The 12,942-nt window shown below is 36.6% G+C and carries 12 protein-coding genes and 3 tRNA genes; 11 read left to right on the top strand and 4 right to left on the bottom strand.

All coding sequences use genetic code 11. From position 1 onward, the window contains the following. The 5 genes from yihA (at position 1) to ASG31_RS18840 (ending at position 3,000) form a co-directional block, all read left to right on the top strand. Positions 1-624: a ribosome biogenesis GTP-binding protein YihA/YsxC gene (yihA, locus tag ASG31_RS03090; RefSeq protein ID WP_056027769.1), complete on the top strand. Its 624-nt coding sequence runs from the start codon at positions 1-3 to the stop codon at positions 622-624. After that, positions 617-1,066 (top strand): GNAT family N-acetyltransferase, encoded by a 450-nt coding sequence (locus tag ASG31_RS03085; protein ID WP_056027767.1) that lies wholly within the window; start codon positions 617-619, stop codon positions 1,064-1,066. The genes yihA and ASG31_RS03085 overlap by 8 nt, the downstream gene beginning before the upstream one ends. Positions 1,067-1,432: 366 nt before the next feature. Further along, positions 1,433-1,957: a hypothetical protein gene (locus tag ASG31_RS03080; protein WP_056027765.1), complete on the top strand. Its 525-nt coding sequence runs from the start codon at positions 1,433-1,435 to the stop codon at positions 1,955-1,957. A 21-nt stretch (positions 1,958-1,978) separates the two neighbouring features. Then, on the top strand, positions 1,979-2,599 hold the full coding sequence (locus ASG31_RS03075) for a helix-turn-helix transcriptional regulator (protein ID WP_131725487.1): 621 nt from the start codon (positions 1,979-1,981) through the stop codon (positions 2,597-2,599). A 131-nt stretch (positions 2,600-2,730) separates the two neighbouring features. Beyond that, complete coding sequence (locus ASG31_RS18840) at positions 2,731-3,000, top strand: hypothetical protein (protein ID WP_241493134.1); 270 nt, start codon at positions 2,731-2,733, stop codon at positions 2,998-3,000. Positions 3,001-3,833: 833 nt separating this feature from the next. Here ASG31_RS18840 and ASG31_RS03065 read toward each other — a convergent pair. The 3 genes from ASG31_RS03065 to ASG31_RS03055 all read right to left on the bottom strand — a co-directional run bounded on the left by ASG31_RS03065 (position 3,834) and on the right by ASG31_RS03055 (position 4,085). After that, positions 3,834-3,915 (bottom strand) — tRNA-Leu (locus tag ASG31_RS03065). 9 nt (positions 3,916-3,924) lie between these two features. Then, positions 3,925-3,997, bottom strand: a tRNA-Gly gene (locus ASG31_RS03060). 6 nt (positions 3,998-4,003) lie between these two features. Further along, a tRNA-Leu gene (locus tag ASG31_RS03055) sits at positions 4,004-4,085 on the bottom strand. A 174-nt stretch (positions 4,086-4,259) separates the two neighbouring features. On the opposite strand from ASG31_RS03055, the gene ASG31_RS03050 reads away from it, so the two are divergent. From ASG31_RS03050 to ASG31_RS03030, 5 genes are all read left to right on the top strand, one after another. Then, positions 4,260-4,640, top strand: a complete 381-nt coding sequence (locus ASG31_RS03050) for a DUF3127 domain-containing protein (protein ID WP_056027761.1) — start codon at positions 4,260-4,262, stop codon at positions 4,638-4,640. A gap of 59 nt (positions 4,641-4,699) precedes the next feature. Further along, entirely contained in the window at positions 4,700-5,350 is a 651-nt protein-coding gene (gene aat / locus ASG31_RS03045) for a leucyl/phenylalanyl-tRNA--protein transferase (RefSeq protein ID WP_056027759.1), read from the top strand. Positions 5,351-5,357: 7 nt separating this feature from the next. Next, positions 5,358-6,044, top strand: coding sequence for an SIR2 family NAD-dependent protein deacylase (locus tag ASG31_RS03040; protein ID WP_056027757.1), 687 nt, complete (start codon positions 5,358-5,360; stop codon positions 6,042-6,044). A 10-nt stretch (positions 6,045-6,054) separates the two neighbouring features. After that, positions 6,055-6,597 (top strand): RNA 2'-phosphotransferase, encoded by a 543-nt coding sequence (locus tag ASG31_RS03035; RefSeq protein WP_056027755.1) that lies wholly within the window; start codon positions 6,055-6,057, stop codon positions 6,595-6,597. A 350-nt stretch (positions 6,598-6,947) separates the two neighbouring features. Further along, a complete protein-coding gene (locus ASG31_RS03030) occupies positions 6,948-8,672 on the top strand; it encodes a hypothetical protein (protein ID WP_056027752.1) in 1,725 nt (574 codons plus the stop codon). Positions 8,673-8,706: 34 nt separating this feature from the next. On the opposite strand, the gene ASG31_RS03025 is transcribed toward ASG31_RS03030, so the two are convergent. Beyond that, complete coding sequence (locus ASG31_RS03025) at positions 8,707-9,591, bottom strand: cupin-like domain-containing protein (protein ID WP_056027750.1); 885 nt, start codon at positions 9,589-9,591, stop codon at positions 8,707-8,709. 616 nt (positions 9,592-10,207) lie between these two features. Here ASG31_RS03025 and ASG31_RS03020 point away from each other — a divergent pair. Next, positions 10,208-12,919: a carboxypeptidase-like regulatory domain-containing protein gene (locus ASG31_RS03020; protein WP_056027748.1), complete on the top strand. Its 2,712-nt coding sequence runs from the start codon at positions 10,208-10,210 to the stop codon at positions 12,917-12,919. Positions 12,920-12,942 lie beyond the last annotated feature (23 nt).

The raw sequence follows: 12,942 nt of genomic DNA, 5'->3' as shown, positions 1-12,942 counted from the left end.
ATGGTTATCAAAACAGCCAATTTTGTAAAGAGTAGCGGTAAATGGCAGGAATGCCCCGAACCTGTAATGCCCGAGTACGCTTTCATCGGAAGATCCAACGTTGGGAAATCTTCTTTGATTAACGCAATGATGAATCACAAAGATCTGGCAAAAACCTCAGGAACACCAGGAAAAACACAGCTGATCAATCATTTTTTGGTGAATGAGACGTGGTATCTTACAGATTTACCGGGATATGGATATGCTAAAGTTTCAAAAACGCTCAGAAAGGATTTTGAAAAACTGATTACCAACTACATTCTGAACCGCAGAAATCTTGTAAATCTTTTTGTTTTGGTAGATTCCAGACACAAGCCTCAGGCAATCGATCTGGAATTTATCCAGTGGTGCGGCGAAAGCGGAGTTCCGTTTTCGATTGTGTTCACAAAAGCGGATAAACTCAAACCCAGTGTGGTGGTTAAAAACATTGAAGATTACAAAACAGAACTTCATAAAACCTGGGCAGATCTGCCGGAAATTTATGTGACGTCAGCAGAAAAAAAAGAAGGGTGTGGAGAAATCCTGACGTTCATCCAGACGACCAATGAGTTTCTTATTAACAACAGCGTGACTTTCGATGAGTAATATTGTCTGGAAAATAAAAACTTTCGAAGAATTTACCGTTCCCGAACTTTATGCTGTGATAAAAGCAAGAATCAACGTTTTTGTGGTAGAACAGAACTGCCCTTATCCTGATCTTGATGATTACGACCAAAAGGCAATTCACATTTGGGCTGAAGAAGATGGTGAGGTATTAGCCAACTGCAGAATTTTTGAAAAAGGAATAAAATATCCTGAAACATCCATTGGAAGAGTTTTGACCACAGAAAAAGCAAGAGGTAAAAATCTTGGAAGACAATTGATAAAGTACGCTGTTGAAACCATTGAAAACCGTTTTAAAACTTCAACCATCAGAATTTCGGCACAGGATTATCTTTTAAAATTTTATGGTGAATTTGAATTTGAAGACACCGGAAAAAAATACCTTGAAGATGGAATTCCTCACACAGAAATGTTGAGAAAATAATTTAAACGCGCAATTATAACATATTAAAACTGGAACCCGATTTTATCTTCGGGTTTTTTTGGCTTTTTACATTTATCATAAATAAAAACCGGATTCTGTACTGGTCTAAAACTGCATATTTCACAATTTTTATACATCTCTCAGCCGTCCTGATGACTGAAGCTCAATCGTATTCTAAAAAGCAGACCGATTCTCTTTTTAATCTTAAAGTAATCCCGATGTTAAAAAAGGGAAACTGCAGGAGTCTCTGGATCTGTGTAAAAAAGTAATACAGGAATACGAAAGGTTAAACGCCAAAGAAGACGCTGCCAAAGACTATCTGTTCGCTGCAAATACGTCCAGCAATCATTTACAGAACGAGAGAGCATGAACTACATCGATCTCGCGCTTGAAAAATGCAAAGAGCTGGACAATCTGGTTATCAGAGTTTATGGAGGATACGGCAGAAACTATTACGATTTGGGATTTAAAGAAAAGGCGATTGAAAATTACAGCATTGCTATAGATATTGCCAAAGGAAACCCTAAAGCTAATGCCCGCCATCTCCAATATTTTTATGGTCTCAGAAGTATTATTTATGAGGAAAATAAAAATATCAAAGCGTTTTACAAAGACATTCAAAACGCACATCACGCCGTTCCCAATACTCAGACTGCATCAAGAATGGCAAAATACTTCATTTCTTATCACAAAAATCTTGATTCGGCAAAATACTATTTAGACCTGGGAGAAAAGTTTTATAATTCAGGAAAAATTCCTGTCTATCAGAAGTCTGTTCTTCTGAAGAACTATGGCAGATATTATTCTGAGAAAAAAGATTTTAAAAAATCTGCACAATATTATGAAGAAGCGCTTGAAATCTGTAAAAAATTAAAAAACCACAGGACGTAAGAGACATTCATAAAATTTTGTATGAAGCTCATAAAGCGTCTCAAAACGATGGAAAAGCGATTGAGAACCTTGGAAAAATATACTTTAATAAATGACATTCTTACTTCTGCAAACAACAAAATACAGGAGATCCCGGTAAAAAAGCTAATTAAAGAAAATGAGGAAATTTCTAAAAATTCTAAAACAAAACTGTACAGCGTTATAATCCGCTTTCTTTTGGTTTCAGCAGGGATTTTTATGTTCCTGAAGGTGAAACATCATAAAAAAAGCAGGGAAGACAAGAAAAAACTATATTCTAGAGAAGAAGAAAACTCCCCGCTGCAGAAAAAAGTAATTGAAGCATTCGGGGAAATTATACAGCTTGCCAAAAAAAACAGCCCGGAATTTTTTACCCGTTTTCAGGAAGTTTACCCGGAGGTAATAAGCAATTTACTGAAGATTGATTCTAAGCTGCGGGTTTCGGAACTTACCCTGTGTTCTTATATTTTCTTAGGTTTTACCACTAAAGACATTGCAAGTTTAACCTTCAGAACCATCAGTACTGTTCGTAACAGGAAGCACAATTTGGGAACCAAACTCAATATTCCCACAGAAGAAAGCACAGAACTGTGGTTTAAAAATGTGAGCAGAAAAAAGTCTTAACCTTCTGCTTATCAGATAATTAAATAAAAGTAGTTTCACTATAGCCCTTGTTTTTTTTAGTATCCCAAAACAATATCCGTTCTTTGAAGTCAATTTATAAATCACAAATTTTGGACTTTAAAAACATTCACGTGGGTTCTCTCACCGAGCAAAAAATAAGAGAAAACAAAATAGAGATGGCAAGAATCTGTAGTTTCATGGCAAGTACAGAAGATGAAATCAAAATCATGCTTTCTTCCAGAGACCTCAATTCTGACGTTCTGCTGAAATGGTGCAAACTGTTGGAATATGATTTCTTAAGAATCTACAGTCAGCAACTCATACTTTATGCTCCGGTGGCAGCTTCTACCACAGAAAAAAAAACAGGCCTATCAAAAATCGGCACTGCCCGTCTTCCGTAAAAACATTTATACCTCAGATATGATAAGTTTTATTCTGGATCAGATCAAGTGTGGACAGTTAACCAAATTATCCGCAATAGAAAAATACAGAATTCCAAAAACCACTTTATACAAATGCATCAACAAGTACGAAACTTAAGAGGTTAATCTTCACAATTCAAAAAATGAGATTCTGACTGCTTTTGGAAGGCCATCACGAAAATCTGACAGTGAGGTGTGATTTTTCAGAAAGTTTGGTCTGAGTTTTTACAATGACGAAATTGTTTTCATTTTCGAAGAAGAGAAAGTAGTTGATATTTCAATTAGCCAATATTTTCTGTGGAAAGAGATAAAGAATCTATACATTTTGGAGGGGAAAAATCCAGAATTTAAAGTTGTTACTCTCAGCGCCACTAGATTTATGAAAAACCCAGGATCCAATTATAAAGTAATTATCGGTGATGTTCTTGACTTAAAACATCCTGAAAAAAATATTTATTAGACAAAGAAGTTCTTTCTGCACTTGACATTATTAAACTCAACACGATTATTTTCGGAAGCTCAGTAAGGGAAGCAGAGACTTTTAATCAGAAACACCGCACGTACAGTGAGGCAGATATTCAACAGATAATAGACTATCAGAAAAAAACAATTTGAGGTATCTTCAGGTTTCCAGAGAATTTAAAATGAGCAGAAATACAATTTCTAAATGGAAAAAGACTTACACAGAATAGCTGTAAGTAAAATATTACTGAGAAATATGATCCGCAACGAAAATTTTTTCTCTCCAGTTTACAAATTAGCCACCCTAAAACAAAAAAGCCTGACAATCAATGATTATCAGGTTTTTTAAGTACCCCAGACGGGACTTGAACCCGTACATCCGAAGATACAGGATTTTAAGTCCTGCGTGTCTACCAATTCCACCACCAGGGCGTGGATTAGAGCGAAAAACGGGACTCGAACCCGCGACCCCAACCTTGGCAAGGTTGTGCTCTACCAGCTGAGCTATTTTCGCAAACTGTGCGGATGAAGGGACTCGAACCCCCACGCCTCACGGCACCAGATCCTAAGTCTGGCGTGGCTACCAATTACACCACATCCGCAGTTATTATTTGAATATTTTAAAGAACTTCTTTCGTTTTTGTGAGTGCAAATATAGGGCAATTATTTGTATTTGCAAGTCTTTTCAAACTTTTTTTCTATTTTTTTTAAAATTTTATTTCTGCCTTTATTTTTACATTTCATTTTATTACTTTTACATCTTTAACATTTACGATATGGAATTACAAGGTACGGTAAAGAAAATCTCTGAAGTTCAGTCTTTTGCAAGCGGTTTTCAGAAAAGAGAAATGGTGATTTTGACGCAGGAGCAGTATCCGCAGCCGATCAACATAGAATTTTTGCAGGATAAGATCAATTTGCTTGATTCTGTTTCTGAAGGTGAAAATGTAAAAGTGGGAATCAACATCAGAGGCAGAGAATGGGTCTCTCCGCAAGGAGAAACAAAATATTTCAACTCTATTACAGGATGGAGAATTGAAAAGGTAATGGATAACAACAGTGCAGAGCCTACACACGCAGCACCAAGCCAGTCTGCTTCGCCAGCTTCTTCCAACGCAAACCCTTTTGAAGAAGAAGACGATGATCTTCCTTTCTAATTGAATTTTAAAACTCAACATACAATCCTGCTTTCCAAAAAAGTGGGATTTTTTGTCTTATGGTAAAACTTGATCCCAAAGAAATTACTTTCCCTGACCCTGAATTTTACGATGGTCACGAAGGCATCATCGCATACGGAGGAGACTTGTCTGCAGATCGTGTTTGGTTTGCCTATCAAAATGGTATTTTCCCATGGTTTAATCCTGATGAGGAAATCCTTTGGTGGTGCCCGGATCCCAGATTTGTGCTTTTTCCTGATGAAATCAAGATTTCAAAGTCGATGAAGAAAATTTTAGACAGAAACATTTTCACGTTTACCGAAAACCAGTGTTTTGAAGAAGTGATCCGGAACTGTCAGCAGACAGCGAGAAAAGATCAGGATGGGACGTGGCTTTCTGAAGAACTTATTCAGGTTTTTCTGCAATTTCACAAATATGGTTTGGCGAAAAGCATTGAAGTTTGGCAAAATGAGGAACTGGTAGGCGGATTTTACGGTTTGAAAATTGGCGATATTTTCTGCGGCGAAAGCATGTTCAGCAAAGTAAGCAATGCCTCAAAAGCCGGTTTTATAAATTTTGTGGACATAAATAAGAATTCTTTAACCCTGATCGACTGTCAGTCCCACACACTTCATCTTGAAAGTTTGGGCGCACGGATGATTGCCAAAAAAGATTTTTTGCATATTTTAAGGGAAAATAATCAGATTTAAAAAACCGATGAAAAAACTCACCATTTTAAGCGGGGCCGGAATCAGTGCCGAAAGCGGAATAAAAACCTTCAGAGACGGCGACGGACTTTGGGAAAACCACAGCATCACAGATGTTGCAAGCCCTGAAGGCTGGCGGAAAGACAGAGCTTTGGTTCTGGATTTTTATAATCAAAGACGCCGTCAGCTGCATGAAGTAGAACCCAACGAAGCCCACAAATTGCTTGCAGAACTGGAAAAGCATTTTGACGTACAGATTATTACTCAAAACATCGATGATCTCCACGAAAGAGCAGGTTCTACAAACATCACTCATCTTCATGGTGAACTTTTCAAATCGTGCTCGTGCAGTAATAAAAATCTGATTTACGACCAGAAAAATGACATTAACATTGGCGACAAAGCGGAAGACGGAGCTCAGCTCAGACCTTTTATTGTCTGGTTTGGCGAAGAAGTTCCCATGATGGAAAAAGCAACTCAACTTGCACAAGAAGCAGACATTTTTTTAGTCATCGGAACTTCACTGCAGGTCTATCCTGCTGCAGGATTGGTGCATGAGATTAAAGATGACTGTCAACTGATTGTTATCAACCCCAACGAAACCGGTTTTGGATACGGGCAGAGAGCTGTTGTGATGAAAGAAACAGCAACTCAGGGGATGAAAATTTTGTTTGAAAAGTTAGTGGATTTGGCTTAAAAATAAAACCATGACTGACTCCCAAAAGAAAAAAACAAGCAAATTCCTGAGCTATGTTCTCCGCCATCATCCTGAATTGATTGGTTTAAGTTTAGATGAAAACGGCTGGGCAAATGTGGAAGAACTCATTGCAAAATCAACCAATGACACTCAAGGTTTTACTTTCGAAGAACTTAATGAAATTGTTGAAACCAATGATAAAAAACGTTTTGTTTTTAATGACGACAAAACCAGAATCAGAGCCAACCAAGGGCATTCGATTGGGATTGATTTAAATTTAAAACCTCAGCTGCCACCGGAATTTCTGTATCATGGAACAGCTCAGGCAAATTTTGATTCAATTTTGGAAAATGGCATTGAAAAAAGAAGCAGACAGCACGTTCATTTAAGTTTAGACAAAGAAACCGCAAACAAAGTAGGGATGCGCCATGGGAAACCTGTAATTCTAACCGTTAAAACAAAAGAAATGTCTGAAGACGGAATTCTTTTTTATCTTTCAGAAAACGGGGTTTGGCTGACGGATTTTGTGGATGCGAAATATATTTTGAAATGATTAATAATGATTGAATTTGAATTGTATAAATTTAAAAATGAGCAAATGAGTATTCTAATTAATGTACGTCTATCTAACACAATTACAATCTCTGGCAGCGAATATGGACATATTGTTAATACAATAAATGGATGATCAAGCTATGATTACTATCTAACAATAAATAAATTCAATACTATTCAACTTAAATTTATGAAAGGAATAAAATCCAATGAAGAATTAAAACAATTTTTCGTTAAGAACTTTTCAAATGATGATTGTATTGAAAAGATCAAAAAATTCTGCTCAAAAAACTTTATAAAATACGACTTTAGCGTCTGGAGATAATATTCACATTACAATCCGAATTCATGAAACCTAAGTATCTGCTCATTCTTTTCATTTCATCTCTCATTTTTGCTCAAAATCAATTTCCAACGCCCTTTGAAAAAGGCAATGGAAACACAACTGTGACATATCAGGAAATGAATGCCTTTTATGAAAATCTTGCAGAAAATTTCAAGACTATTCAATATCTTAAAAAAGGAGAAGATGACAACGGAAAGCCAATCTATGTCGTGGTTTACAACCCTTTTCCCGAGAAAGACTTTGAAAAATTAAGGAAAGAAAAAGCCATACTTTTCATTAACAATGGAATTCATGCCGGCGAGCCCGACGGAATCGATGCTACCATGATGCTGATGCGGGATTTAGCTTTAAATAAAATTAAAACTCCTGAAAATTTCGTGGTGGCCGCAATTTCTGCCTACAACATCAGCGGAATGCTGAATCGTGGAGCATTTTCAAGAGCAAATCAAAACGGTCCGGAACATTATGGTTTCAGAGGAAATGCCAGAAACTTAGACCTCAACAGAGATTTCATAAAAGCTGATTCTAAAAATGCCAAAAGTTTTCAGGAAATTTTCCAGTGGCTGAAGCCCGATGTTTTTATTGATAACCATGTGAGCAACGGAGCAGATTATCAGTATACTTTTACTTATATTTCTACTTTTAAAGAACGTTTGGGGAAACTTTTAGGCGAATATTTTTACAATGATTTTCAAACTAAAAATTTAAATGATTTAAAAAAAATTGGCTATGAAAGCACGCCTTACGTCAACATTCATGGCGATATACCGGATATTGGTTTTGCTGCTTTTGAAGATTCCCCGAGATATTCTACAGGTTACGCATCACTTTTCAATACAATGGCGACGATGCCGGAAACCCACATGCTGAAACCTTATGACAAAAGGGTGGACGCTACCTACAAATACATGCTTGTCAATCTTCAGAATTTAGATAAAGATTACAAGAAAATCAAACAGCTCCGAATCGACAATTTACAACAGTATCAGGCAGGAAATCAATATGGCATTCGCTGGAAGATAGATTCTACGAAATATTCAATAATGGATTTTAAGGGCTATGAAGGAAAATACAAACCGAGTGATATTTCGGGGAAGCCAAGACTGTTTTATGACAGAAGCAAACCTTTCACAAAAAAGATAAAGCTGTTTACAACGGCGGTTCCTACGGGCTACATTACCATTCCGAAGTATTATGTGATCCCCCAATCGCAATACCGTGTGATTGAAGAACTGAAACGCAATCAGATTCAGATGAAAATAATCACAAAAGACAGCACGATCGCGGTGGAATCGTATAAAATTAATGATTTCAAAACCGTGAAAAATCCCTCTGAAGGACATTATCTTCATTATGAAACCACAGTTGAAAAATCAGATAAAAAAGTAACAGTCGCGGCAGGTGACTATATTGTTTCCACACAGCAATCCGGAGTTAAATATCTCGTTGAAACACTTGAACCGGAAGCCACAGATTCTTTCTTTAACTGGAATTTCTTCGACGGAATTTTATCTCAGAAAGAATATTATTCAGCCTATATTTTTGAAGATACCGCTGCAGAACTGTTGAAAAAAGACAAAGATTTAAAACATAAATTTGAAGCCAAAAAAGATTTAGATAAAGAGTTTGACAACGACGGAAATGCACAATTGGACTGGATTTACAAAAACTCCCAATATTTTGAAGGAAAAACATTCAGAAAATATCCGATTTACAAAATTTTATAAAAAAAAGACGTTCCAGCTGAAACGTCTTTACTTTTTATCTTTTAGGTAAACCTTTTTTTAAGGCTGATTCTGCTATTACCACAGCCTTACGCTCTTTCCAGTCCATGTATTTCTTTTTGAAATTTTTCTTCATTACGTCATCAAACTTTCTCTGCACGGTCAGATTCCATAACGATTTTACTTTTACAGCCCATGATTTATCCCACGCTCTTAGAGAAATAGAGAAACTTCCGTCGAGGTACTTCATCCAGTGCCACCATCCTGTTGGCATAAACAGAGTGTCACCGTGCTCCAGAAAACACTCAATTCCTTCTACTCCATTCAACGCAGGAAATTTGTCAAAATCAGGATTAGAAATATCAAAGTCTTCCAAGGCATAAGTAGCGTAAGGAAGTTTATAAAGCCTTTTTTTCCATTTGTTTTCAAACAGCAAAACATGTTTTCTACCGTTGAAATGGGTATGGAAAATATGCGCTAAATCGATATCGTAATGTAGAAATGTAACTGAGCCTTTTCCTCCGAAAAACATTCCCGGATATTTATCCAGAAAACCTCCCATCAATTCTTTAGGTGGAATATAATCTTCTAAGAGTTTTTTAGCCTGCTTGATAGGATCGAAAAAGAAAATTCTAAGATCCGTAGGTTCTCTTTGAATTAAATCGATATAATCTGCAAACTTCATTTTGGTAGTCGGCGTATTAATCGGTGCTGCAGGATCTGCCTTTTTTGAGTCGTATAATGGAACTTCCACATCGCCCACTGCTTCCTTTACATAATCCATCGTCCACTTTTGGTAAGCCGGCCATTTTCTTGCCATATTCCGGATTACGACAGGCTTTCTGGGTTTTAGATATTTTTCAATAAAATCTTCCTGAGTAATATCGTCTACAACATCAATCGGCTTTAAGATAACTCCCATTTTTTAAAAAAATTAATGTTACAAAATTATTAAATAAATGTATATGCCAGCGAAATAAAGATTTTTTTAATCTATGACGTTCATCACATCTCATCATCAGCTTTACAGCACTGAATTTTAGACTGCTTTTAAGATTATTTACAGCCATTTTACTATAAATCATGCCCTTTTGCAAACTTGCGCACGAGCTACAGAATTATTTTAAATTAAACCTTTGCGCATTTAGAAAGAATAATTTAACTAACTGAAATTTAAAACTTTGTATTTCTTCACTAAACGGAATGCCTCGTTTTTCTTAAATCTAAAGCCGTTTTTTAAGCTTTCATTCAACCTCGAGCTAAATTAAAGGCAAAACAAAGATATTTTACAGAAGTACTCTAGATTTTGGCGTAAACAAAGGCGTCAGCATATATTGAAGTAATAAAATTTCATAAATGCACAACAAGTTTAATTAAAAATTTAACAATCAGTTCAAAATTATATCTCTATCAGGAGTAACAAAAACAGTTTCCTGCAAACTAATAGTTCAAATAATAAATTCCGAAATCATTTCTGTCCCGAATTTTCAGGATTTGAAAAATGATTTTCAGAAACTCTAAAAAATAAATAACTGGATATGAAACAAAATTTTTTCCTCTTTGTTCTGATGTTTTTTTCTGTGACGGTATTTTCGCAGAAGACAATTTCAGGAAAAATTACTGATGAAGACGGAATTGGCATCCCAAGTGCCAGTGTAACGATTGAAGAACCCGGCAAAGACGCCATTCTTGCGTATGGAATTACCAATACAAAGGGGGAATACAAAATCACGTTCACTTCTTCTGAATCCAATGTTGATCTTAAAGTAAAAGCTTTTAACCAAAGACCTTTAACGAAACAGATCAGCAATTCTGACCAGAATTTAAGTTTCAAAATGCAGTCTGAGACCACCGAAATCAAGGAAGTTCAGCTGAAAACCAAATTAATTACCGCAAGAGGCGACACCATCGCTTACGATCTGAAAGCATTCGACAGCAAAAGCGACCGTACCTTGGCCGATGTGATGAAAAAAATCCCGGGAATTGAAGTCAATGCAGACGGAACGGTTCTCTACCAGGGAAATCCTATCAACAAATTTTATGTGGAAGGAAAAGACCTTATGGAAGGCGGCTACGGAACAGTAACCAACTCTTTACCCAAAGATGCCATCGCAAAACTTGAAGTTTTAGAAAACCACCAGCCGGTAAAAATGCTTCAGGGCAAAATACCATCCGATGCAGCAGCCATCAACATCAAACTTAAAAAATCTGTTACCATGACCGGTCGTGGCGAAGTGGGCGTTGGTGCAGATCCTCTTTTGTGGAATGTAAAGATGACCCCAATGTTCTTCAGCAAAACCAGTCAGTGGGTAGCCAACTACAAAACCAATAACGTCGGGGATCAGGTAGAAAACGAGGGAAATATTTTGGGAAGCTTCAATCCGTGGGAAGGAAGGCGTGGAAATGTTTCGCAGAACGACTGGCTTAATGTGGAAACTTCTGGTACACCGAGCACGCCTGTAAAAAGATATTTATTTAATAATGTTCATTATGCCTCAGCAAACTACCTTACAAATATTGACAAAGCAAAGCAGTGGGAACTGAAGGCAATTGCCAATTACACCAATAACGCTGTTGAGAGAGAAGATTATAAAGAAACCACCTATCAGACAGGAAACTTAGCAGGAAACAAAGTAATCAACAGTACAAGAAATGATTTTTTTACGGATAAAGTAAGAGGAGAACTACTTTTCACAAAAAATGCTAAAAAAGGTTTCTTCAAAAACTCTACAAGTTTCAGCCAGTTTTGGAACGCAGACCGTGCGTATGCTGTGAGAGAAGGAAGATCATCAGATCAGGCTGTGGAATCTCCAACATCAAATTTTCAAAACTCTTTAAGCACCATTATCCCCTGGAAAGAAAAAATGGTTAATCTAAGATCATACATCAATTACCAGGATGACAGACAGATGCTTAAAATTACACCAGCCGACTATTTGCTGATCCCTTTTGGTACGGGTTCAACGGGTGGCTCTTTAGGAACTCTTATGTTTCTTCCAAACACTGTGGCACAACAGAATTTCAGACTGAAAACTTTAGATACTTCCCATACCGCAAATATCAGTTTCACAAAAAAAGGATGGACGTTTACACCACAGGTTGGATTTGATTTTTCTCAGGATAAATTAAATACCGATTTTAATGGAATCGCTCTTTCGGGAACTCCTGACTTCAGCAGCCCTGCTTACGAAAACAATCTTAAATTCTCTGAAATTAATCCCAATGCTTCATTAGGTATTAACTATAAAACCGATGTCTGGAACGTATTCGCCAATTTTCCGGTAAATTTTACAAGTATTAAAGCGGAAGATGATATAAGAGGTGTTTCAAAAGATCTGAACAGAACAACTTTTACCCCAAATCTATTTGCACAGTATACTTTTGCCTCATTTTGGAAAGCGAGTGTGAATGCCAATGTGAGCAACAATTTCGGAGATATTCAGACTGCTTATGCCGGTTATATGTTGCTTTCACCAAACGGATTTAATGTGATGGATGCCAATAATCCGATTCCACAGACTACAACTTCTGCTTTAGGCTCAAGACTTGAATACAGAAATCCACTGAATAATCTGTTTTTTAATGTAAATTATTCTTACTCTGACAGCAAAAGAAACCTACTCTCTGCTCCGTTGCTGGATCCTACCACAGGGTTTACTTTAATGAGATATATTAGCACAGAAAATCATACAGAAAGCAACAGATTAAGCGCAGAAGTAGGAAAATATTTCCCTTCATTTAAAACAAATGCCTCACTTAATTATAGAAATACAACCTCAATTTCAGACGCGTTCCTGGATGAAGCGAGATTTAAAAACAAAAACAACAGCCAGTCTTATGGGTTTAAGCTAAACAACACCTATTTCAGCTGGATGAGTGTAGATTTCAATATGAGCCTATCGCGCACCAAACAGGAAGGCCGTAGAGGAACTTTGGGTATTAATAAAGGATACAGTCATAATTTAGCTTTATTTTTCTATCCCTTAGAAGATCATAACATTGGTTTTTCTTGGGATCAGCTGAATACAACTAATAATGACACCACATACAGAAACCCATTTTTTGATCTGTCTTACCAGTATTCATGGTCTAAGAAGAAAATTGATTTTGAATTGAAATGGATGAATATCAGTAACCGAAAAGTCTTCGAAACATACGATCTAAACGGAACGCTGAATGCCTTAACATACACCAGAATTCAGCTCAGACCAAGCCAGTTTATGTTTACAGTGAAATTTAACTTTAAATAATAAAAATATCCCTTTCAGATTTG

The organism is Chryseobacterium sp. Leaf404 (assembly GCF_001424145.1).
In the GTDB taxonomy this organism is placed as follows: domain Bacteria; phylum Bacteroidota; class Bacteroidia; order Flavobacteriales; family Weeksellaceae; genus Chryseobacterium.
The sequence above is the reverse complement of the archived record's forward strand: the minus strand, read 5'-3'. Positions and strand labels throughout refer to the sequence as shown.

Bases quoted from the DNA above. Each gene is read 5' to 3' on its own strand.
- yihA (WP_056027769.1), top strand. From the start codon at position 1: ATGGTTATCAAAACAGCCAATTTTGTAAAGAGTAGCGGTAAATGGCAG.
- ASG31_RS03085 (WP_056027767.1), top strand. From the start codon at position 617: ATGAGTAATATTGTCTGGAAAATAAAAACTTTCGAAGAATTTACCGTT.
- ASG31_RS03080 (WP_056027765.1), top strand. From the start codon at position 1,433: ATGAACTACATCGATCTCGCGCTTGAAAAATGCAAAGAGCTGGACAAT.
- ASG31_RS03075 (WP_131725487.1), top strand. From the start codon at position 1,979: ATGAAGCTCATAAAGCGTCTCAAAACGATGGAAAAGCGATTGAGAACC.
- ASG31_RS03050 (WP_056027761.1), top strand. From the start codon at position 4,260: ATGGAATTACAAGGTACGGTAAAGAAAATCTCTGAAGTTCAGTCTTTT.
- aat (WP_056027759.1), top strand. From the start codon at position 4,700: ATGGTAAAACTTGATCCCAAAGAAATTACTTTCCCTGACCCTGAATTT.
- ASG31_RS03040 (WP_056027757.1), top strand. From the start codon at position 5,358: ATGAAAAAACTCACCATTTTAAGCGGGGCCGGAATCAGTGCCGAAAGC.
- ASG31_RS03035 (WP_056027755.1), top strand. From the start codon at position 6,055: ATGACTGACTCCCAAAAGAAAAAAACAAGCAAATTCCTGAGCTATGTT.
- ASG31_RS03030 (WP_056027752.1), top strand. From the start codon at position 6,948: ATGAAACCTAAGTATCTGCTCATTCTTTTCATTTCATCTCTCATTTTT.
- ASG31_RS03025 (WP_056027750.1), bottom strand. From the start codon at position 9,591: ATGGGAGTTATCTTAAAGCCGATTGATGTTGTAGACGATATTACTCAG.
- ASG31_RS03020 (WP_056027748.1), top strand. From the start codon at position 10,208: ATGAAACAAAATTTTTTCCTCTTTGTTCTGATGTTTTTTTCTGTGACG.